Source organism: Glutamicibacter sp. NPDC087831 (genome assembly GCF_044742845.1).
Lineage (GTDB): Bacteria > Actinomycetota > Actinomycetes > Actinomycetales > Micrococcaceae > Glutamicibacter.
The window spans coordinates 194638-214534 of record NZ_JBIUVH010000001.1 but is presented as its reverse complement, the minus strand read 5'-3'; the positions used below and the strand labels follow the sequence as shown (position 1 = coordinate 214534).

Genomic DNA, 19897 nt, shown 5'->3' with positions numbered 1-19897 from the left:
CGGCGGGAACGTTGTAGTTTTAAGATGCGGTGCCACAACTTAATTCCCGGTGGGCCGCTCCCTTGATCCATTTTGTTTCTGAAAGTGTGCGTCCTGCATGTCCGTAAGTACCGCTAAACCGATCCGTTCAGAACATAGCTACGGACTGATCCAAGGCACCGCCGCGTACCTGATTTGGGGCATGCTCCCGGCTTACTTCCTATTGCTGCCTGACATCTCGGCCTTCGAATTCGTTGGCGTTCGCGTGATCTTCTCGCTGGTTTTCTGCCTGCTGCTGCTGGCGTTCACGCGCCAGGTCAAGCAGTTCCTTGCGATGTTCAAGGATTCCAAGACCATCTGGCAGTTGGGACTGGCTAGTGTTCTGATTGCAGCTAACTGGACTCTCTATGCACTGGCGGTCATGACCGGACATGTGCTGGAAGCCTCGCTGGGCTACTTCATCAACCCAATTGTGGCAATCCTTCTGGGTGTCGTCGTCCTGAAAGAAAAATTGCGTCGGCTGCAATGGATCGCTGTTGCCATAGCCACCGTTGCTGTACTTGTCTTGACGATCGGCTTGGGACAGGTCCCTTGGATTTCCCTCGGCTTGGCTTTCTCCTTTGGCTTCTATGGCCTGGTGAAGAACAAAGTGGGCCAAAGCGGAACTGCGCTGGGGTCCTTGACCATTGAAACCGTCTGGCTGACCCCGTTGGCCATCGGCTATCTGGTTTGGCTGGCCGTTGACGGGAAGTCTGCGCTGTTCTCGGCTGATGTTCCTGGCCTCTCGCTTTTGGCAGCGAGCGGCATCATCACCGCCGTTCCGCTCTTGCTCTTCGGGGGCGCGGCTCGCCGCCTGCCTTTGAGCACCTTGGGCTCATTGCAATTCCTCGCCCCGCTCTTGCAGTTCATCCTGGGCCTGCTGGTCTTTGGCGAGCACATGCCATTCGAACGCTGGGTTGGTTTCGCCTTGGTATGGGTTGCGGTGCTCTTCGTGCTCGTGGACATGATGCGAACTCCACGCATTGGCTCCATGCCGGAACCGAAAAAGTTGGTCTGAACGCCCGGTTGCACTCACCGCCGATACAGCGAATGCCTCGAATCTCCCGTGGGAGGTTCGAGGCATTCGCCGTTTAGGAGCAGTTTTGAGCTACTTAGGCGACAGCCTTGCGGATCGCATCTTCCAATACGTTGAATGCATCTTCGAGCAGCTCGTCGCCGATCACCAGCGGAGGCAAGAGGCGAACCACGTTGCCGTAGGTGCCGCAGGTGAGGATCAAGACGCCCTGGGCCAGGCATTCGGCTGCGATGGCCTTGGTCAGCTCGGCGTCCGGCTCCTTGCCACCAGCCTTGACGAATTCCATTGCGACCATGCCGCCACGGCCACGGATGTCGCCCAGTTCCTTGATGTCCTTCTGCAGCGCACCGAAGCGGGTGAAGAACTTCTCTTCGATCTCGCGGGCGCGGCCCGCCAAGTCCTGCTCTTCCATGAACTTGATGGATTCCAGAGCCGCAGCCACAGCAACCGGGTTGCCGCCGTAGGTGCCGCCCAGGCCGCCACCGTGCACCGAATCCAGCAGTTCGGCACGGCCGATAATGCCAGACAGCGGCATGCCGCCGGCGATGCCCTTGGCCAGGGTGATGATGTCAGGCTCAATGCCTTCGATGTCCGAGGCGAACCAGGCACCGGAGCGTGCGAAGCCTGCCTGGACTTCGTCGGCAACGAAGACAATGCCGTTTTCCTTGGCCCATTCGGCGATGCGCGGCAGGAAGCCGGTGGCCGGAACGATGAAGCCGCCCTCGCCCTGGATCGGCTCGATGATGATCGCAGCGATCTGGTCGCCGCCGATCTGCTTTTCCATGGCCAGGATCGCGCGCTCGGCTGCTTCCTTGCCGGAGATGTTCGGGTTCTCTTCGCGGTATGGGTAGCTCATTGGCATGCGGTAGATCTCCGGTGCCAGTGGGCCGAAGCCGCGCTTGTATGGGGCGGCCTTGGCGGTCAAGCCCATGGTGAGGTTGGTGCGGCCATGGTAGGCGTGGTCGAAGGCGACTACTGCCTGGCGGCCGGTGGCAATGCGGGCTACCTTGATGGCGTTCTCTACCGCTTCGGCACCGGAGTTGAAGAAGACTGCACGCTTCTCGAAGTTGCCCGGAGTGATGGCAGCCAGCTTCTCGGCTAGCTCGATGTAGTTCTCGTACGGAGCGACCATGAAGCAGGTGTGGGTGAAGCGCGCGGCCTGTTCGGCGACGGCTTTGGCTACTGCCTGATTCGAGGCGCCAATGGTCGTTACGGCGATGCCGGAGCCCAGGTCAATCAGCTGGTTGCCATCGACATCGACAATGATGCCGCCATCAACCTCTGCCGCGTACACCGGCAGGCTGGAAGCTACGCCGGCAGCAACTGCTTTGGCTCGACGTGCGGTCAGTTCCTGCGACTTCGGGCCGGGGAACGGACCATTGATCTTGCGCTTCTGGTCAATGCGGTAGGTAACGTCCATGTGATTGTCCTTCCATAACTTATTCGTGAGCTCACTGGCCCTGTTGTCTCTATAACTAGAGAGTATTCTCCCGGCTGCCCGGCCACTACGCGGATCGGCACAACACGTTTCGTGTCGCATAGTGCATCTGCACAGGAAAAGGCCTCTTCATTCCAAGCCGGGGCTTGAAACGAAGAGGCCTTCGATCCAGATGCTGCTTGCAGGTTCTAGTTGCCTGCCGAGCCAGCTGGCTCGATCACATCGTCGTCGTGCTTTTCAGGGTGGCGGTTCAGGCTGATCAACGAGATCGCCAGGCCGCCCCAGATGGTGAGCATAGAAATAATCATGAAGACAATCGCGATAGCGCTCATGGCTAGTATTCCTTTCCGGAAGCTTCAGGAACTTCTTCCGCCTCGACATTCGCACGATGCTGGTCGAATTCGGGATCATCGATCTTCGAGTTCTTGCTCCATGGAACCAGCGACAGCAGGACTGCGCCAACAATCAGCGCTCCAGCCATGCCCCAACCGAAGACACCGTTGAACCAAACCGGGTAACCGCTGTAGGACTCAGCCATCTTGCTCTGGATTTCATTGATCAGCATGTAGCCCAAAGCTGCTGGGCCGATGCCGCCAACCAGGACCTTCCAACCGGTACCCAGCTTGATGGAACTGTGGCGGTTCAGGTGCTTGGCCAGCTTAGGCAGCATGCCCAGGCCTGCACCGAAGACGATCACCATGACCAAAGCACAGGCCAGGATGCCGAATTGGTTCACGAAAGCGTCCATGGTGTCCAGCAGATACAGGCCCGTGGTGGTCGGGAACAGCACCAGCGAAACCAGGGCCACAGGAATTCCCACGACCAGGGTCGCCGGAACACGCTTCCAGCCCAGCTTGTCCTGGAAAGCTGCCACGATAACTTCAAGGATGGAAATCAGCGATGTCAGGCCAGCGAAGACCAGCGAACCGAAGAACAGCACACCGATTAGCGCGCCCAGGGGCGCCTCGGAAACGATGGTCGGGAAGGCAATGAAGGCCAGGCCGATGCCGGAGGTGGCAACTTCGTCCACAGAGCTGCCGGCGTTGTAGGCCATGAAGCCAAGCGCCGCGAACACGCCGATACCTGCAAGCAGTTCGAAGCTTGAGTTGGCAAAGGCAACAACGTAGCCCGAACCGGTCAGATCGCTCTTGCGCTTCATGTACGACGAGTACGTCACCATGATGCCGAAAGCCACGGACAGCGAGAAGAAGATGTGCCCGAAGGCCGCAGCCCACACCGCAGGGTTTGACAGCGCCGCGAAGTCAGGGGTGAAGAATGCGTTCAGGCCATCGATAGCTCCCGGCAGGAAGACCGACTGGACTACCAGAATCAGGAACATGACGATAAGCAGCGGCATGAAGACGGCGTTTGCCCGGGAAATACCCTTGTTCACACCGGCGACCATGATCACGATGGTCACCAGCCAAACGAAGAACATCGGGATGAAGATGTTGCCGACGAAGTCGAAGCCGACGTTGACGTTTTCCGAGACCTTGAGGAAGTCGTTCATGAAGAACCCGGCGGCGCCGTCGGCGTTCTTGTCCCAAGCCTTGGTGATGGAGAACCAGCAGTACATGGCCGCCCACGCAATGATGGCCGCGTAGTAGATGGCGATGATGAAGCAGATCAGTACCTGCCACCAGCCCAGGACCTCGGCCTTGCGGTTGGCCCGGCGGTACGCCAGCGGAGCAGAGCCGCGGTAGCGGTGGCCGATGGAGTAGTCGAGGAACAGCAACGGAATACCGGCGCAGAGAATTGCGACCAGGTATGGGATCAAGAATGCGCCGCCGCCGTTTTCGTAGGCGACGTAAGGGAAACGCCAGATGTTTCCCAGACCAACGGCCGAACCAATCGCTGAAAGGATGAACAACTTTCGGGAGCTGAAAGTCTCACGCTTCTCGGTTGCGAGTGGAGCGCCCTGTGATGAAGATGGAGTGCTCATGTGTCTAAGCTACTGCAAAATTTTCACATTGTGGTCATTTTTCGAGGTCGCGTGTCCATATTTTGAGCAATTTGCTGAATCGGGAACTTTTCGCGATCCATCTAGAATGGCTATATGGCAATTAGTTTACGCGGTCTTCTGGAACATGACGAGCTCGACCTTCGACCGCTGACTGAACACACTCATCGCGATGGCATGGTCATCACCTGGGGTGCGGTGACCGAGCTGCTTGACCCGTCGCAGTTCCTCACCGGGCGAGAAATTGTGTTGACCACCGGCGTGCGCCAGAAGACCAAGGCCGCACAGCGGCAGTTCGTCAAGGTCCTTGCGGCCAACGATGCCGTAGCTCTGGGTTTCGGCACAGGCCTGGAACACGCTTCAGTACCGCAAGCGACGGTTGAAGCCGCCCGCGAAGTAGGGCTTCCTGTCTTCGAGGTGCCCTATCAGATACCCTTTGCCGCAATTACCCGGCTGATCGCCGAAGCACTGAATTCCGACCATCTCAAGCGTGTTGAAAGTCTGTTGAAATCCCACCAGAAGCTGGCCCAGACGCTGCTTTCCTCGGATCTGGACAGCATGCTCGAGGAACTCGAGCGAATGCTCGGCACCCAGGTAGCGCTGACCCTGCACGGCGAAGTGATCAGCGGGGACTATGACCCTGCACGTTCCTGGAATGAGCGCCCAGTGGCCACGGGCCTGCGTGATAAGTGCACCCTGCATATTGCAGAACCCTATGTCCACCATCCAGTAGTCGATTACGCGCAGTCGCTGATCGGGCTGGAACTGGCCAATAAATCCCGCCTGCGCGCCTCGCAGCGCCATGCCAACGGCCAGGTGCTCGAGGACCTCGCCACTGGCGCCCTGGTTGGCGCCGATGCCGCTGGCCGCCTTGGGGCACTTGGCTTGAATACCCAGCGTGAGCACTCGGTCATCCTGGTGCAGGCTCCATCACAGGTCGAGCGTTTGCAAACTCTGCCACTGCCCGCAGATCTGTCCTCGCAGGTCTCAGCCATCATAGATGGCCGCTTGGCGATCATTGTCGCGCACAGCAAGCTGCAGCTGTCCATCAAGCACCTCGATGAGTATCTGCTCGCGGCCGGCCTTCCGGCTCGGGTGGGCTACGGCGGGCGCTACTCGAATACCACCGGCATCCGCTGGAGCTACTTCGAGGCCCTGGAGTCCCTGCGCCACGGAGAGCGGGTCAACGAACCCACCAAGCTTTCTCTCACCTCGCTCTTGCTCGCCGCCCACGATGTTCCGCTGCAGGATTTGGCCATCGAAGCCCTGGGCCCGTTGCAGGAATTCGACGCCTCCCACGATTCTGACCTATTGCTGACCTTGCGTGAATACCTCAACCGCGATGGCTCGGTGGGGGCAGTGGCCGAGTCCTTGGGCCTGCACCGCAATACGGTGCGCTACCGGATCCAGCAGATTTCCGATCTTTCTGGCTACGACCCTAATGTGACTAGCGACCGAGTCCAGCTCTGGATCGCGTTGAGTGCCCTTGAGCTGGGCTAATCTCGATAGGATAAAGACATGGCAGACATGTTTCTAGAGAAGTTCTGTTCCCTGGTTCCCAAGTACTTGGAAGACCAGTGGAACGAAGCCGATGGCTTGAGCGCCGAAGAATTGCGCGAAGGGCTGGCGCAGTCCGAGGTTTCAATTCCATTTGTCCTTGAAGAGTTCTATCGTGCTCTGGGCAACAATGAGGATTTCATGGAGGCATACCACTACTTCTTCGACCCTGAAGAACTGGAAATCGAAGACGGCTACCTCCTGTTCCTGGAAGATGAGGAAGAGAAGTTCGTGTGGGGCTTCAAGGCATCCCAGCTCGATGTTCCGGATCCAATCGTCTACCGCCGCAGCAATGCCAAGGGAAAATGGACCAGCGAGGAAGGCACCTTCAGCGAATTCACCCTGGACATGTACACCTGGGTGTTTGAAGAGCTGGCCGCCGAATTGGAGGACTAGTGCTCCACCGTTCCCATGAACCAGCCAACTACCAGTGTCCCTTCTGCGAGCTGGTCAACGACCAGCCTTTCAGCCAGGACAACTTGTGCGCGCCCACGGATCTGATCTACCAGACAGATCTGGTGGCAGCAATCATGGCTTGTGATGGGTTCGGTAATTACGGCGGGCACGTGATGATCATTCCGACCGCGCATCTGGAAGCGCTCTACGATCTGGATGAGCAGACCGGCGCCGCGATCATGCGGGAGACCAAGCGCGTTGCCCTGGCGATGAAGCTCGCCTGGAATCCCGAGGGCACGAGCACGCGGCAGCACAATGAGCCTGCGGGCAATCAGCATGTTTGGCATTACCATCAGCACGTTTTCCCGCGCTACGCCGATGACGAGCTCTATCGGCAGCTGCGCCACCGGGTATCGATCCAGGATCGGGCCAGCAAAGCGCAGCAGCTGCGCCGAGCGCTCTTTTCCCCCGAGCATCCGCAGCCGCTGGTCCCGGAGAACATCGTCCGATAAGCACGAGGGCATGACGCTGGCGCGCGCGGGCCCCGGGAACGAGAATTCGTTGCCGGGGCCTGCTTGCCACTTATGGGAGACCTCAGGCATTTTCTGCCTAGCACTGGAGCCATGCTCCCGGTTTACAGGAATATCATCATTGAGGTGGTACTGCATCTGTCGGGATCTCCATAAGATGTAAACATGAATCCCCTGGTCCCGAATACCTACGAACTGATTATTTTCTACATCATCCCGGCCCTCGTGGCCATTGGCCTGGTCATTCTCGCCGTCAGGTTCTTTACCGCCAGCAAGAATCGTCCTGGGAGTAAAGCGTCAACCGACGACGGGCAGAACTGCAACGACCAGCTCTAGCAGGGATCTGGCAGCAGCCGTGGGCAAAACAGAACCCCGGAAGACCTATGCAGTCTTCCGGGGTTTTGCTTGTTCGAGCTTGCCTAGGCTTCGCGGGTAACAACCGCATCCGCGAAGGAAATCAGCGCCTGCTTCACGGTGCCCTCGGGCAGTGGAGCCAAGACGGAAATCGCGTCATCGGCCCACTGGCGTGCGGCCTTCCATGCATCATGGATTGCCTGGTGCGCGGTAACAGCTTCCACAGCGGCCGCCAGTGCTTCATCGGTGGCCAGATCCGCATCAACCAGCTCGATAGCCTGCTGCGCTTGCGCGTCGCCCTCGGCTGCTGCCTGGCGCAGCAGCAGAATTGGCAAGGTCGGCACGCCTTCACGCAAATCGGTGCCCGGAGTCTTGCCCGAGTCGGCTTCCGTGGATGCCAAGTCGATCACGTCATCGGCGACCTGGAAGGCAACACCAACTTTTTCGCCATACTCGCGCAGTACCTCAATGTACTGCGGGGCGCCACCGAAACGGGCGCCGAAGGCTCCGGAGGTGGAGAGCAGCGACGCGGTCTTGTCGCTGATTACCTGGATGTGGTGCTCGATGGCATCGTCGCCCTCGCGCGGGCCGATGGATTCATGCAGCTGTCCGAGGCACAAGCGCTCGAAGGTGCGCGACTGCCACATGACTGCTTCTGGGCCCAGCTCGGATCCGAAGACCGATGCACGGGCGAAGATCAGGTCGCCGGCGAGAATCGCCACCGAGTTGCCCCACACCTCGTGAGCTGTTGGTGCACCGCGGCGCATTGGAGCAGAGTCCATGACGTCATCGTGGTACAGGGTTGCCAGGTGGGTGAGTTCCACTACGGCAGCGGCCTTGATGACATCGTCATTCACGCCGTCGCCCAGCAGGGAAGTCAGCAGCACCAGCAGGGGACGCACTCGCTTGCCTCCGGCCTCAACGAGGTGGCGGCTGGATGCGTCGATCAAGGGGTCGGAGTTGGCCAGCGCGTCGCGCAGCAGCTTCTCCACCTTTGCCATGCCGATGGAAATAGCCGGACCGAAGTCCGGGTCCTCGGCCAGCAAAGCGAAGCCCGAGGGAAGATTGATGGCCGCAGCTAATGCAGCGGTTTCAGGATTCAGCTCAATCGAGTCGGACACGTCGTGTCCGGCTGCGGTCCAGTTGCTCTTCGAATCAGTCACTGTTCTACGGCTTACTTATCTTTCATCGGGTTGGCCATCGCGGTATGCGAAGGCAATCTGCCTGCAAGATGCACGCAAACATCTCTTCACTCTAGCCGATGCTTTCCACTGCACATTGCTGGCATGGCCAGACCGGGCATACCGGTCTGGTACCAGCGACCTAGGAGGTCGTTTTAGAGTTTACCGGGTTCCCCCGGCACTTCTCACCAGACCCGGCCGATCTCACAGGGGTGACCACGGACACCCGCAAGCCTTTTCCCCCGGCATTGCGCGGTAGGCTTAGCCTTATCATGTCTGCAGATTCGCCCGTTCTTAGCGCCAGTGCTCATCAGCCGTCGGCTCCTGTTCTCACCAGCATCACCTTTGAATACCTTGATGCCCCCGAAACACTGGTTGCCGACTCATTGCGTCACCGAAGCTTGGTCTGGACCCGCAACGGCCACGGTCTGGTTGGCTTTGGCACTGCGGCCCGCTTGCACACCCACGGCGAAGAGCGCTTTGCACGTGCCCGCGCCTGGCTTGCACAGGTCATCGAACAGGCACAGATCATTGACCCGATCGCCCGCCCCGGCAGCGGCCTGGTGTCCTTCGGTTCTTTTGCGTTCTCCTTCACCAGCGTCTTCGAATCGCGCATGGTGATCCCGCAGCTGGTGATCGGACGCGATGAGGAAAAGTCCTGGATTACCATCACCGGCAGCGCAGAGGAACTCGACGGGCTGACCTACCAGCAGGCTTTGGCACGCGCCGAAGCCGCGATGGCCGATGCGTCGTTGCCAGCGAGCGAACCGGGCAGCATCGAACTGACCAGCGGGCAGCTGACCGCCGGTTCCTACCTTGATGCCGTGGATCAGGCGCTGGGCCGTTTCGAGGAACGCGGAATTTCCAAGCTGGTGCTGGCCCGCGATGTGTTGGCGCATAGTTCCACCCCGATCAATCTTGCCCGCGTGGTCGATGCGCTGACCGAGCACTATGGCAATTGCTGGACCTATTCAGTGGACGGCCTGGTAGGCGCTACCCCGGAGATGCTGGTGCGCGTTACCGACGGCTTGGCCGAGGCCCGCGTATTAGCTGGCACGCTGGACCGCGCGGCCACTGGCGCCGAGGACCCCGGTTTCGCGCACCGCAACCTCTTTGAAGATCCGAAGCAGCGCAACGAGCACCAGCTGGCCATAGATTCGCTCACGGCTTCCCTGAATCCCATTTCGCACGGCATGAGCGCGCCGGAAGAACCTTTTATTCTGCAGCTTCCCAATGTTTGGCATTTGGCCAGCGACGTACGCGCCCAGCTGCGCGCCGATGCCGCCGGCGTTCTGCCTACCGCACTGGATGTTGCCGAGATTTTCCATCCGACCGCTGCCGTGTGCGGCACGCCGACCAAGAAGGCTGGCGTGCTCTTGCGCGAGCTGGAAGGCATGGACCGCGGACCGTATGCCGGCCCCGTGGGCTGGGTTGACAGCCGTGGCGATGGCGAATTCGGCATCGCGCTGCGTGGCGGAATCCTGGAAGACGAAAAGCTGATGCGCCTGTACGCGGGTTGCGGCATTGTTCCGGGCTCGGTGCCCGAGGATGAACTAGCCGAATCATGGGCAAAGATGCGCCCCATGCGCCAAGCCCTCGGAGCCGAGTAGGCGCAGGCTGCACAGCGGATCAAGGCCGCTAGGATCGCACTGAGCATAAATAATACTTAGCCTCGACGCGACATGTGTGAGGTGAATCTCAGCCTAGTGTTGCCCCGGTTATGATTGTGGCTACGCACTGATCCACTCGCATAACCCGAAAGTAGGTTCTGATCCTATGCGTAGTCTCAAGAAGAAGTTCGCCTCCGCTGTTGCCGTCACGTCCGTTGCACTGCTGGCTCTCACCGCCTGCGGTTCCGGTTCCAGTTCCGAAGGTGAAGCCGAAGCTGGTTCCTTCCCGCTCAACGAAGGCAAACTCACCATTTGCTCAGACATTCCTTACGAACCATTCGAATTCGTCAAGGACGGCAAGAACGTCGGCTTCGATATGGATATCGCTGCCGAGATTGCCAAGGATGCAGAACTGGATCTGAACGTCATCGACGCCAGCTTCGACTCCATTGAATCCGGCCTGTTCAGCACCCAGTGCGATATCGCGATCTCCTCGGTATCGATCACCGAAGAGCGTTCGGCCAAGATGGACTTCTCCACCCCTTATATGGATGACGATCTGGTGCTGATTTCGGCTGACGGTTCTGAAATCAAGGATCTTGAATCCGCCAAGGACAAGAAGGTCGGCGTCCAGCAGGCCACCACCGGCGAGAAGTACGCCAAGGAACAGGGCTTGAGCAACATCGTTGGCTTCGAGGATGCCGGTTTGCAAACCCAGGCACTTCTGGCTGGCCAAGTGGATGCATTGCTGGGCAACCAGTCGGTATTGGGCTACGCGATCAAGGATAAGGACGGCTTCAGCGTCGTGGCCGACTTCAAGACCGGCGAGCAGCTGGGCATTGCAGTTCCACAGGAGCAGCCAAAGACCTTGGAACTGGTCAATGGCACCCTCAAGCGGCTGGCCGATGCAGGAACCATGGAAGAACTGACTGTGAAGTGGTTCGGCGAGAAGTAATTCTCGAGCATCAACTGATTCCAAGGCAAGCGGGGGCATGGACTGCACCCACAGGTTGGCAGTCCAGCTTCCGCTTCCTTTATGAGAGGTAATCAAGCATGGCAATGACTACACGTCAGCGCGCCCGCATGAGCAAGACCATTCAAATCGCCATCTTCATCATCGCGATCATCGCACTGGTCTTGGCCGTTGATTGGAACAAGGCCATTTATGCCTTCTTCTCCTTCGACAAATTGGGACCGATGTTCCCTGGCATGATCTTGGTCGGTCTGAAGAACACGATCTTCTACACGATCATCTCCTTCGCCTTCGGCCTCATCCTGGGTCTGCTTCTGGCCCTGATGAAAATGGCGTCCTTCGCGCCATATCGCTGGTTCGCCACTGCATTTATCGAATTCTTCCGCGGTATTCCAGCCATCCTGGTCCTATTGGCCTTCGGCTTCGGCTTGCCTCAGGCGTTCGGAACCCAGTGGCCGCAGCCGGTCAATGTCATGTGCGCCTTGGGCCTGGTCTCGGCAGCCTACATCGCTGAGACCCTGCGTGCAGGCCTGCAGGCGGTGCCAAAGGGACAGACCGAAGCTGCCCGTTCGTTGGGCATGCCAGCGTGGCGTGCCATGGTCACCATCGTGATTCCGCAGGCGTTCAAGATCGTCTTGCCGCCCATGACCAACGAAATCATCTTGCTGACCAAGGACACCTCGTTGGCATTCATCCTCGGTGCGTCGATGGCCCAGTACGAAATGACCAAGTTTGGCCGTGACGGCATCTCGCAAATCGATGCCGGCATCACCCCGCTGGTCGTCGCCGGCCTGTTCTACTTGGTGATCACCATCCCGCTGAGCTTGGTGGCCCGCAAGTTTGAATCCCGCGCCGCCAAGACCAAGCGATAGATAGGACTTGAAAATGTCGACTGACACCAATGAACTTTCAGTCCATGCTTCGGGCGTGGAAATCACCGGACTGCGCAAGTCCTACGGTAGCAACGAAGTGCTCAAGGGCATTGACTTGAATGTTGCTCCGGGCGAGGTTGTCTGCCTCATCGGCCCATCCGGTTCAGGCAAGTCCACCCTGCTTCGTTGCGTGAATTTGCTGGAGCAGCCAAACGGAGGAACCATTATGGTCGGTGGCTTCAACGTCACCGATCCCGATGTGAACCTGGACAAGATGCGCCAGCAGGTAGGCATGGTCTTCCAGCAGTTCAACCTGTTCCCGCACCTGACCGTGCTGGAGAACTGCACGATATCCCCCATCAAGGTGCTCAAGCGCAAGAAGGCCGAAGCCCAGAAGGTCGCGTTGCGCAATCTGGAGCGTGTAGGCCTGGGCGACTTCGGCGATCGCTACCCTGACCAGCTTTCCGGTGGCCAGCAGCAGCGCGTGGCCATTGCCCGAGCGCTATCCATGGAACCAACGCTGATGCTCTTCGATGAGCCAACCAGTGCATTGGATCCGGAGACCGTGGGCGAGGTCCTGTCCATTATGAAGAATCTGGCCCAAGCGGGCATGACCATGCTGGTGGTTACCCACGAGATGGCTTTCGCCAAGGAAGTTGCTGACCGCGTGTTCTTCATGGACGGTGGCGTCGTGGTGGAAGAAGGCAAGGCCGTGGATGTCATTGGCAATCCGCAGCAGCCACGTACCCAGGACTTCCTGCGTCGCGTGCTCGATCCCACGCACGTGGATATCTGAGTTCAACTGCAAAAATTCCCCTGCGTTGCCCGTCTTTGCCGACGGGCAAGGCAGGGGAATTTCTTTTGCCCTAGGTCGTTGGCCAGGAAAGCTGCCCGATCTTCCGGTTCAACTCAAGATTCTCCGCGCGCAGGCTGCTCCGTGATGCCGGCACTTCAATCAGGCGCAGGTTCGCCGGCTGCCTTGCAGCCAAGATGGCGCTAAGCTCTTCCTTGCTTGCCGCCATGGCGTACTGCCAACCATAGGCTTCGGCGAGCGCAGGCAGGCTCAGCTGCTGCGGCGTGGCAAAGAGGCGTTCCACCGCATTGGCGTAGCGGCCCGAGGCATCCACGGCTCCGTGCTCCAGTGTGGAGAAGATTGCTCCTCCCCCGTCGTTGTAGACCACGATATCCACCATTGGCTGCTCCTCGCCGGGGGTCCAGGACAGCGAACTGGCGTCATGGGCGAAGGTGATATCTCCCATTACCGCCAGTGTGCGCCGCTTGCCGCCCTGGGCCAGGCCCAAGGCGGTGGCAATGGTTCCATCAATTCCGGCAAGGCCGCGGTTGGCATGCACGGTCATGGTTCGTCCGGGCGCGGGGCGGGCCGCCAAGTCGAAGTCGCGAACTATATTCGATGAGCCAAGCAGGAGAACTTCTGGTGCGTGTTCCCAAATGGCGTCGGCGACATCTACCCCGTTAATCGCCGATTCGCGGCTGAGGCCCTGGCGCACGGCCAAGGCCTGGGCATCGAGCTGCTGCCATGCTTCCAGCCACCCCTTTGCACCGGTGCCGGCGAACTCCTGCAATTCGCTCCAAGAGCTGACCGGGGTTTCGCGACGCCGGCCCGCTTCATACCAGGCCACCGGCTGAGGCTGCCAAATCACCGATTCGATCGCCGGGTTGGCCAGAAGCTGGCCCACCGGGCGGCTCAACGTCGGACGGCCAAAGAGCACCACGCGTTCAATGCGGTCCATGCCCGCCGTGATCAGGGGACGGTAGTGGCCAATGGCGTTGGCCGAGAACCGTGCGTTGGAAGATGGCTCGGCAAACAATGGCAGCCCCAGGCCATGGGCGAATCGTTGCGCTTCCTGCCCGGCGCCATGCCCGGCGACGACAATGCTCCGGCGTGGCTTCAGCTGCTGGACCGGCAAGCTCGCTCTGTCCAGCTGGTCGTGTGCCTTCCACTGCCCCGGCTCAACTGCCGTCCAGCTTTGGCTCTCGATCCTCTCGTCCTGTGCAGGGGTGAGCGGATCCCGGAACTGCAGATTCAATTGGACCGGACCTGCGGCAGTGTGCTGGTCACCGGCCAAGGCCAGTAATGCGCGTTGGACCTCGTGTTGCGGATCTGCCCCAGCGGGGACATTGGCGGCCAGACGAACGTGCTCGCCAAAGAGGGTTTTCTGGCGCGTGCTCTGGCTGGCACCGGTGCCGTGCAATTCATCGGGACGGTCGGCAGAAAGGACCAGAAGTGGTGTCGCGGTGTGGTTGGCTTCCATTACTGCAGGCAGCATCTGCCCGATGGCCGAGCCGCTGGTGGCGGCGAGGGCTACCGGCCGCATGGTGCTTTGGGCGAGGCCCAGTGCCATGAAGGCCGCGGAGCGTTCGTCGATGCGCACATGGATATCCAGGATCCCCGCGGCTTCTGCCTCGGCTGCAGCATAGGCCAAGGGCGCGCTGCGCGAACCAGGAGAAATCACCAGATCCCTGATCCCGGCACTGATCAGGGCGGAGAGCACATGGCGAGCTGTAGTGATGGCGCGTTGCTCGCCAGGTTGCTGCATTCCCACGCCGCATGACTCCTTAGATTCCAAAGCTGAAGGCAATGATCCAAGTCTATGCCTTGACGTGCCGGTCAACCGACTTGGAACGGCAAAGGGCGCCGACCGGATCCCGGAGAGGATCCTGCCGACGCCCTTGCACTGCGGGCTAGTCCGACTTATTTGTCGTGTCCCTTGCCTTTGTCGTGTCCCTTGCCCTTGCCGTTGCCCGGCTTCACATCCTGCTTGAAGACCTGGACGACCGATGGGCGCGGGCCGTAGAACTCGCCCTTGCCGGCTCCTCCTGCGTTCTTCACGAAGTCCGGGAACAGCGAGGTAGGGCTGGCAAAACTGCCGCCTTCACCCGGGTGCTGCACCGCGACGAAGACCGAGTTGTCCCTGTCATGGATCAGCGGGCCGCAGGTCTCTGCACCGGTTGGCACGGCCAGGAACTGCTCGACACGGCCGCGATCCTTGCCGGTCAGGGTGACCTTGTGCAGTGCATCGGAGTAGCCGATGGTGCCAGGGGCGCCGTCGGTGGAGATCCACAGGTTGCCCTTGGAATCGAATGCCAGGTTATCCGGGCAGGAAATTGGCGAGACCTTGTCCGTTGGGTAGCCGGAGAAGTAGGTCGATCCGTTCACATTTGGATCGCCGGCAACCAGCAAGATGTTCCAGGTGAACTTCGCGGCGGTGGCGTCGTTGCCGGCTTCGGTGATTTCCAAGACGTGGCCGTCGCGGTTGCGTACCCGTGGGCTGACCTCGGTTGCGCCTTCCTTGCCGTCCTTGCCGCGGTCGGTGTTGTTGGTCAGTGCCACATAGACCTTGCCGGATACCGGGCTTGGCTCAACATCTTCGGGACGGTCCAGCTTGGTGGCGCCGACCTTGTCAGCTGCTTGGCGGGTGTAGACCAGCACCTCGTCGATGCCCATGCCCTCCACCTTGGATTCGCCGTTCTTCACCAGTGGCAGCCAGGTTCCCATGCCGTCGAAAGCACCATCAGACGGAACTGCGCCGCTGCCGTCGATCTCGCTAGCTGGAGAGTTGCCGGCGAACTTGGCAACGTACAGGTCGCCTTCGGAGAGCAAGCCCATATTGTGCTTGCGATCGTGCTTGGAGAAAGTGTTTTTCGAGACGAACTTGTACAGGTACTCGAAGCGCGAGTCATCGCCGGAGTAGGCAACAACCTTGCCGTTCTTGGCAATGCGAACGTTGGCGCCCTCGTGCTTGAAACGGCCCAGGTTGGTGTGCTTGACCGGGGTGGACGAAGGGTCCTGCGGATCGATTTCGACTACCCAGCCGAAACGGTTGGCTTCGTTTTCGAAGCCTTCGTTGTGCAGGCCGAAGCGCGGGTCGCTTTCTTCCCAGCCGCGGTCGGTCGCGGCGGTGCCAATGCCGTAGCGGGATTCCTCGGCGGTGCCCTTACCACGGAAATACTGGTCGAAGTTTTCTTCACCGGAGAGTACGGTGCCCCATGGGGTGGTGCCTCCGGCGCAGTTGTTCAAGGTGCCAAGAACCTTGGTACCGGTTGGATCTGCGGCGGTCTTGAGCAGGTCGCTGCCTGCGGCTGGGCCATCGACCCGGAATTCAGTACTAGCGGTGATGCGGCGGTTGCGTTCGCCGCCCTGCACGTAGCTCCACTTCTTGTCATTCTTCTTGCGCTTGACCTCAACCACTGAGAAGCCATGCGCGTTCATCGCGATCTTGCGGGCTTCTTCCTGGTTCGCTTCGAACCAAGCCGAGTCGAACATCATGTCTTCATTGGTGTATTCGTGGTTGGCAACCAGCACGCCGGTGCGTCCCGAGTACTTGTCGACAATGATGTCCAGGTAGTCGCAGTTGTAGCCGAACTGTTCAGCCTGCTTGCGGGCGGACTGCTTGGAAGCATCGAATTCCGCGGTGTTCTTGAAGAGCGGGTCGCCCCAGCGGATGATGGCATTCCAGTCATAGCCTTCTGGAACGGAAACAGTATCCACCGAACGCGACACCGGCTCAATGGCATCGAATGAAAGGTGCCCGCCCTTGCCTGGCTTCATTGGAACCAGTGGTGCCGCGGTAGCGTCGGCTGCACCGAAAAGCTGCGGGCCGATGACCAGGGCTGAAGCACCGACGGCGCCCAGGCCCAGCATGCTGCGGCGGGAGAGCGATTTGTCGGCAATGTCCTTGAAGTAGCCGTTGGACGAAGTGTTGCAATCTGGCTTGGTGCAGGCGTCGGCGCACTTGAAGTGGCAAGTAGCTGCAGAACGACCGCCGCGGGTGTGGCCCAGCATTGGCAAAAGGGTACGGGTTGGATTCATGATCCGCTCACTTCCTCAGTATGTGGCTCATTGTCAGGGGAATGACTCGAACTGAGGTTTTCACTTGGAAGTGTTCTAAATGCAACGCAAAGGTTAACGCCGGGGAAATAGATTCTTGCCTGGGGTTATCCCCTAGTCAGCTCGGCATAACAGGACTCCAGGCGTTGCAGCCACCAGCGCACGCGCGCCTCTTGCGGACGCAAGCCATCCAATTTCTGGTGATCCGGCTCAATGCGACGCACCGGCAAGTACCCAGCGGTGGCCAGCAACGGCTCGGCACATACGTCTTCGGCGAACAAGGTGCCCGTCGCAAGGCCGCAGGCATAGGGCAGTTCTGGCAGCGCGCTGGCTAAGGCTGCGGCTTGGGCCAGCCCTACCGAAGTATCCAGGGCGCTGGACACGACAACATCCAGTTCGGCTTGCTTGGCAATTTGCAGCACCGCACCGATGCCGCCCAGCGGTTGGGCCTTGATGACCATCAGATCTGCTGCGCCCAACCGCGAGACTTCCAAGGGGTCGGTGTGCTTCCGCACCGCTTCATCAGCGGCGATCTTCAAGGGGTTGCCGGCGTTGCGCAGTTGCTCGCGGACTTCTGCCAGCCCGGTAATGCCAGGCACTGGTTGCTCCGCGTATTGCAGGTCGTACTCGCTCAGTGCCTTCAAGGCCGGGACCGCCTGGGCAATATCCCATCCCATGTTCGCGTCCACGCGCAGCGCTGCTTGCGGGTAGAGCCGACGGGCCTCAGCTACACGCGCCAGGTCCTGCTCAATCCCCTGGCCTTTTTCTGCCACCTTGATCTTGATGGTGTGCGGCGCGTCATAGCGTTCGAGAACCGCTCCGACATCTTTGACCGCAACTGCAGGCAAGGTGGCGTTGACCGGAATGCTGGTGCGCAACGGTTCCGGGAACGGCTGGTAAGCGGCCTCGATTCCAGCGGCTAGCCACCGTGAGGCTTCGGCCGGTCCGTATTCGGTAAATGCAGAGAACTCGCCCCAACCTTCCGGCCCGTTGATCAGCAGCGCTTCACGCTGGGTGACACCACGGAATTTCACACGCATCGGCAACCGGACAACATGGGAATTTGCCAGCAGATCTTCAAGGGGCGGAAGTTCAACACTCATGTTCTAAGCCTATCGAGGGTGGGCATAGTTACATGCTTGAACTGTGCCGTTCCCCGTGCCGGATATGACACCCTAGAGATATGCCTCGCAATCCAGCATCCGCGCGCCCGCACCATATCAGGTGGTGGTGGGCTCTGCTGTTGCTGATTTCGCTGTTCTGTCTCGAATACGTATTTTTCGTCCAGCAGCGTGTGGGGCAATGGGCCGATCAGGCTGGATTCATAGCGTGGTCGCAATGGTGGCCCCGGACGGACCTGATTAATCCGATCCGTGAATTCCTGAATCTCTTGCCGGCAATCTGCGGCATCATTGCGGCAGTTTTCCTGCTGTATCGCGTGATTCGCGACCGGCGCTTCCTGCGGGCCATCGTGGCGGTCATCGCGGCCGCAGCCGCAGCGGGCAGCACGCAATTGCTCAAGCACGAGATCTTGTCCCGCCCGGATTTCAACTTCGGCACCACAGGAAATTCTTTTCCCTCAGGACACACCACCGCCGCTGCCGCCGCAATGGGACTGATGTACCTGGTTTCACCACCGAAACTGCGTCCGGTAGTCCAGCCGATCGCGTGGTTGTTCGCGACGGTGACCGGGGTGGCCACTTTGATCTGCGGTTGGCACCGTCCAAGTGACATTGCAGCTGGTTTCGTGGTGGCCGGATTCTGGATGGTCTTGGCCTCGGTAGTGCTCCAGCGCATCCAGCCGCTGAGCCATGAACTGCCAAAGGGCACCTGGTCGAGGAAAGTTGGGGCCGGCAGCCTGGTTGTCTGGGCTGCGGTAATCGGGCTCTCGTTCCTCCTGCCGCACCCGCATATCCAGAAGATCCCGGAGTTCCTGCAATTGGTCTACGCGGCATTGGGGATCATCCATGTCGTGGCTGCTTCGCTGGTATCCGGCTTGGTGCTGCGCTCGGTGGTTATCGGGCCCATGCGCACCTTCAATAAGTAGGGCGCAGGCCCAGAAACGTTATTCGCTACTGTTTCCCGCAGGCCATGCGGGCATTGAGCAGGTCTGCGGCTTGCTGCGATTCCGGGATGGTCACGGCGAAACGCTTCTTGTTCTTGAGCTCGAAAACGAGGCCTTCGTTTTCTTTCATCACGATGGCCGAACCGCCTGGAATGATTCGCCAGCCCCAGCCTCCCCACATCATGGGAACGATCTTTTCGCTGGTCGCAGATTCAATTTCGTCGATTTTGATGGTTCGCATCGGGAACCCCAAGACCGCTGATGATACCCGGAAGCGATCGCCGCTGATCGATACCCGAATCCAGATCAAACCCAGAATCGATACGCACGCCACGGCCGACAGGGTCATGGCAACGATGAAGCCCACCCAGCCGCCATCTTGGCTGTAACCGGTCAGCAGCGGCAACGCAACAGCAATGAAAAGCGCCGCGAACACCCCCAGGCATAGCAGCCACATCCACCACGGTGCTGCCATCGTTTGATTGAATTCTTGCCGTGCCATGGCTGGTGTCCCCGCCGCAACAGGCCGCTGGATGCCCCGCGCTGCATCACTTCGTGCCTGGCGGGCCTCAACGGATTGCCTGGTGTACTGCTGGTAGATGCCGCTGACCCACAGTGGCGCAATGCCCAGCAGCGAGCAGGCAATCAGCACAGCCATCATGCCGCCCAGCACTGCGGTTTCAGGTGTCTCGGCGAGCGCTGTAGGCACCGCCGAGCCGACGAATACGCCAGCTGCACTCCAGGAGAGCAACCCGCCGGCAAAGAGCAGCACCATGAGCAGTGCCGGTTTGCTGCGCAGCGCCAAGGAAATCACTCCGGTGATGGCACCAAGAATGCATAGCCCGATGCAGACGGGAACAAACACCGCGGTGCGGGTAAACCCGTCCGGATAGGTCGAACTCCAGTGAGTGGCGGTCATTTCCGGCAGTTTGCCGGCGAGCAGGGCGTAGGCGCCCAGCACAATGGCCGTCGGTAGCAGGAACAGCAGGTAGATGAATGGCCGGTTCTTGATTCCGGTCCCCGCTGTTGACATCTCAATCCCCTGTTCCTGCTGCCTA

Annotated in this window: 18 protein-coding genes; 10 read left to right on the top strand and 8 right to left on the bottom strand. The window is 59.8% G+C overall.

The genetic code is table 11. The annotated features are described in order from the left end of the window. Window positions 1-97: 97 nt before the first annotated feature. Window positions 98-1036, top strand: a complete 939-nt coding sequence (gene rarD, locus ACIOJF_RS01010) for an EamA family transporter RarD (protein WP_402741100.1) — start codon at window positions 98-100, stop codon at window positions 1034-1036. 94 nt (window positions 1037-1130) lie between these two features. Here rarD and gabT read toward each other — a convergent pair whose 3' ends face one another. The 3 genes from gabT to ACIOJF_RS00995 form a co-directional block, all read right to left on the bottom strand. Further along, on the bottom strand, window positions 1131-2474 hold the full coding sequence (gabT, locus tag ACIOJF_RS01005; RefSeq protein WP_105662539.1) for a 4-aminobutyrate--2-oxoglutarate transaminase: 1344 nt from the start codon (window positions 2472-2474) through the stop codon (window positions 1131-1133). 206 nt (window positions 2475-2680) lie between these two features. Next, on the bottom strand, window positions 2681-2824 hold the full coding sequence (locus ACIOJF_RS01000; protein WP_105656902.1) for a methionine/alanine import family NSS transporter small subunit: 144 nt from the start codon (window positions 2822-2824) through the stop codon (window positions 2681-2683). Window positions 2825-2826: 2 nt separating this feature from the next. Next, window positions 2827-4434 carry a sodium-dependent transporter gene (locus ACIOJF_RS00995; RefSeq protein WP_105656903.1) on the bottom strand — a complete coding sequence of 536 codons (1608 nt, stop codon included), beginning with the start codon at window positions 4432-4434 and terminating at the stop codon, window positions 2827-2829. Window positions 4435-4548: 114 nt separating this feature from the next. On the opposite strand from ACIOJF_RS00995, the gene ACIOJF_RS00990 reads away from it, so the two are divergent. The 4 genes from ACIOJF_RS00990 (at window position 4549) to ACIOJF_RS00975 (ending at window position 7271) form a co-directional block, all read left to right on the top strand. After that, window positions 4549-5952, top strand: coding sequence for a PucR family transcriptional regulator ligand-binding domain-containing protein (locus ACIOJF_RS00990; protein WP_332730740.1), 1404 nt, complete (start codon window positions 4549-4551; stop codon window positions 5950-5952). An 18-nt stretch (window positions 5953-5970) separates the two neighbouring features. After that, window positions 5971-6405, top strand: a complete 435-nt coding sequence (locus ACIOJF_RS00985) for a hypothetical protein (RefSeq protein WP_105656905.1) — start codon at window positions 5971-5973, stop codon at window positions 6403-6405. Further along, entirely contained in the window at window positions 6405-6917 is a 513-nt protein-coding gene (locus ACIOJF_RS00980) for an HIT family protein (protein ID WP_105656906.1), read from the top strand. The genes ACIOJF_RS00985 and ACIOJF_RS00980 overlap by 1 nt, the downstream gene beginning before the upstream one ends. A 183-nt stretch (window positions 6918-7100) precedes the next feature. Then, a complete protein-coding gene (locus ACIOJF_RS00975) occupies window positions 7101-7271 on the top strand; it encodes a hypothetical protein (protein WP_166650716.1) in 171 nt (56 codons plus the stop codon). An 83-nt stretch (window positions 7272-7354) separates the two neighbouring features. Here ACIOJF_RS00975 and ACIOJF_RS00970 read toward each other — a convergent pair whose 3' ends face one another. Beyond that, window positions 7355-8452 carry a polyprenyl synthetase family protein gene (locus ACIOJF_RS00970; RefSeq protein WP_105656907.1) on the bottom strand — a complete coding sequence of 366 codons (1098 nt, stop codon included), beginning with the start codon at window positions 8450-8452 and terminating at the stop codon, window positions 7355-7357. Between the two features lie 290 nt (window positions 8453-8742). On the opposite strand from ACIOJF_RS00970, the gene ACIOJF_RS00965 reads away from it, so the two are divergent. The 4 genes from ACIOJF_RS00965 to ACIOJF_RS00950 all read left to right on the top strand — a co-directional run bounded on the left by ACIOJF_RS00965 (window position 8743) and on the right by ACIOJF_RS00950 (window position 12721). After that, window positions 8743-10080, top strand: coding sequence for an isochorismate synthase MenF (locus tag ACIOJF_RS00965; RefSeq protein WP_105656908.1), 1338 nt, complete (start codon window positions 8743-8745; stop codon window positions 10078-10080). Between the two features lie 166 nt (window positions 10081-10246). Then, window positions 10247-11035, top strand: coding sequence for an ABC transporter substrate-binding protein (locus tag ACIOJF_RS00960; protein ID WP_105656909.1), 789 nt, complete (start codon window positions 10247-10249; stop codon window positions 11033-11035). Between the two features lie 98 nt (window positions 11036-11133). Then, a complete protein-coding gene (locus ACIOJF_RS00955; protein WP_105656910.1) occupies window positions 11134-11925 on the top strand; it encodes an amino acid ABC transporter permease in 792 nt (263 codons plus the stop codon). A 13-nt stretch (window positions 11926-11938) separates the two neighbouring features. After that, complete coding sequence (locus tag ACIOJF_RS00950) at window positions 11939-12721, top strand: amino acid ABC transporter ATP-binding protein (RefSeq protein ID WP_105656911.1); 783 nt, start codon at window positions 11939-11941, stop codon at window positions 12719-12721. A 70-nt stretch (window positions 12722-12791) separates the two neighbouring features. On the opposite strand, the gene menD is transcribed toward ACIOJF_RS00950, so the two are convergent. The 3 genes from menD to ACIOJF_RS00935 all read right to left on the bottom strand — a co-directional run bounded on the left by menD (window position 12792) and on the right by ACIOJF_RS00935 (window position 17877). Beyond that, window positions 12792-14483, bottom strand: coding sequence for a 2-succinyl-5-enolpyruvyl-6-hydroxy-3-cyclohexene-1-carboxylic-acid synthase (gene menD, locus ACIOJF_RS00945; RefSeq protein WP_402696313.1), 1692 nt, complete (start codon window positions 14481-14483; stop codon window positions 12792-12794). A 155-nt stretch (window positions 14484-14638) separates the two neighbouring features. Next, the gene (locus ACIOJF_RS00940; RefSeq protein WP_402741099.1) at window positions 14639-16756 is read right to left on the bottom strand and encodes a PhoX family protein; all 2118 of its coding nucleotides are present in this window, start codon (window positions 16754-16756) and stop codon (window positions 14639-14641) included. Window positions 16757-16881: 125 nt separating this feature from the next. Next, window positions 16882-17877, bottom strand: coding sequence for an o-succinylbenzoate synthase (locus tag ACIOJF_RS00935; protein ID WP_332489063.1), 996 nt, complete (start codon window positions 17875-17877; stop codon window positions 16882-16884). A gap of 80 nt (window positions 17878-17957) precedes the next feature. Here ACIOJF_RS00935 and ACIOJF_RS00930 point away from each other — a divergent pair, with 80 nt between their 5' ends. Next, on the top strand, window positions 17958-18821 hold the full coding sequence (locus tag ACIOJF_RS00930; protein WP_105656915.1) for a phosphatase PAP2 family protein: 864 nt from the start codon (window positions 17958-17960) through the stop codon (window positions 18819-18821). A gap of 25 nt (window positions 18822-18846) precedes the next feature. On the opposite strand, the gene ACIOJF_RS00925 is transcribed toward ACIOJF_RS00930, so the two are convergent. Beyond that, the gene (locus ACIOJF_RS00925) at window positions 18847-19872 is read right to left on the bottom strand and encodes a hypothetical protein (RefSeq protein ID WP_402741098.1); all 1026 of its coding nucleotides are present in this window, start codon (window positions 19870-19872) and stop codon (window positions 18847-18849) included. Window positions 19873-19897: the final 25 nt, after the last annotated feature.

What these genes read in the sequence shown, in the direction of transcription:
- rarD (WP_402741100.1), top strand. Translation starts at nt 98, where the DNA reads ATGTCCGTAAGTACCGCTAAACCGATCCGTTCAGAACATAGCTACGGA.
- gabT (WP_105662539.1), bottom strand. Translation starts at nt 2,474, where the DNA reads ATGGACGTTACCTACCGCATTGACCAGAAGCGCAAGATCAATGGTCCG.
- ACIOJF_RS01000 (WP_105656902.1), bottom strand. Translation starts at nt 2,824, where the DNA reads ATGAGCGCTATCGCGATTGTCTTCATGATTATTTCTATGCTCACCATC.
- ACIOJF_RS00995 (WP_105656903.1), bottom strand. Translation starts at nt 4,434, where the DNA reads ATGAGCACTCCATCTTCATCACAGGGCGCTCCACTCGCAACCGAGAAG.
- ACIOJF_RS00990 (WP_332730740.1), top strand. Translation starts at nt 4,549, where the DNA reads ATGGCAATTAGTTTACGCGGTCTTCTGGAACATGACGAGCTCGACCTT.
- ACIOJF_RS00985 (WP_105656905.1), top strand. Translation starts at nt 5,971, where the DNA reads ATGGCAGACATGTTTCTAGAGAAGTTCTGTTCCCTGGTTCCCAAGTAC.
- ACIOJF_RS00975 (WP_166650716.1), top strand. Translation starts at nt 7,101, where the DNA reads ATGAATCCCCTGGTCCCGAATACCTACGAACTGATTATTTTCTACATC.
- ACIOJF_RS00965 (WP_105656908.1), top strand. Translation starts at nt 8,743, where the DNA reads ATGTCTGCAGATTCGCCCGTTCTTAGCGCCAGTGCTCATCAGCCGTCG.
- ACIOJF_RS00960 (WP_105656909.1), top strand. Translation starts at nt 10,247, where the DNA reads ATGCGTAGTCTCAAGAAGAAGTTCGCCTCCGCTGTTGCCGTCACGTCC.
- ACIOJF_RS00955 (WP_105656910.1), top strand. Translation starts at nt 11,134, where the DNA reads ATGGCAATGACTACACGTCAGCGCGCCCGCATGAGCAAGACCATTCAA.
- ACIOJF_RS00950 (WP_105656911.1), top strand. Translation starts at nt 11,939, where the DNA reads ATGTCGACTGACACCAATGAACTTTCAGTCCATGCTTCGGGCGTGGAA.
- menD (WP_402696313.1), bottom strand. Translation starts at nt 14,483, where the DNA reads ATGCAGCAACCTGGCGAGCAACGCGCCATCACTACAGCTCGCCATGTG.
- ACIOJF_RS00940 (WP_402741099.1), bottom strand. Translation starts at nt 16,756, where the DNA reads ATGAATCCAACCCGTACCCTTTTGCCAATGCTGGGCCACACCCGCGGC.
- ACIOJF_RS00935 (WP_332489063.1), bottom strand. Translation starts at nt 17,877, where the DNA reads ATGAGTGTTGAACTTCCGCCCCTTGAAGATCTGCTGGCAAATTCCCAT.
- ACIOJF_RS00930 (WP_105656915.1), top strand. Translation starts at nt 17,958, where the DNA reads ATGCCTCGCAATCCAGCATCCGCGCGCCCGCACCATATCAGGTGGTGG.
- ACIOJF_RS00925 (WP_402741098.1), bottom strand. Translation starts at nt 19,872, where the DNA reads ATGTCAACAGCGGGGACCGGAATCAAGAACCGGCCATTCATCTACCTG.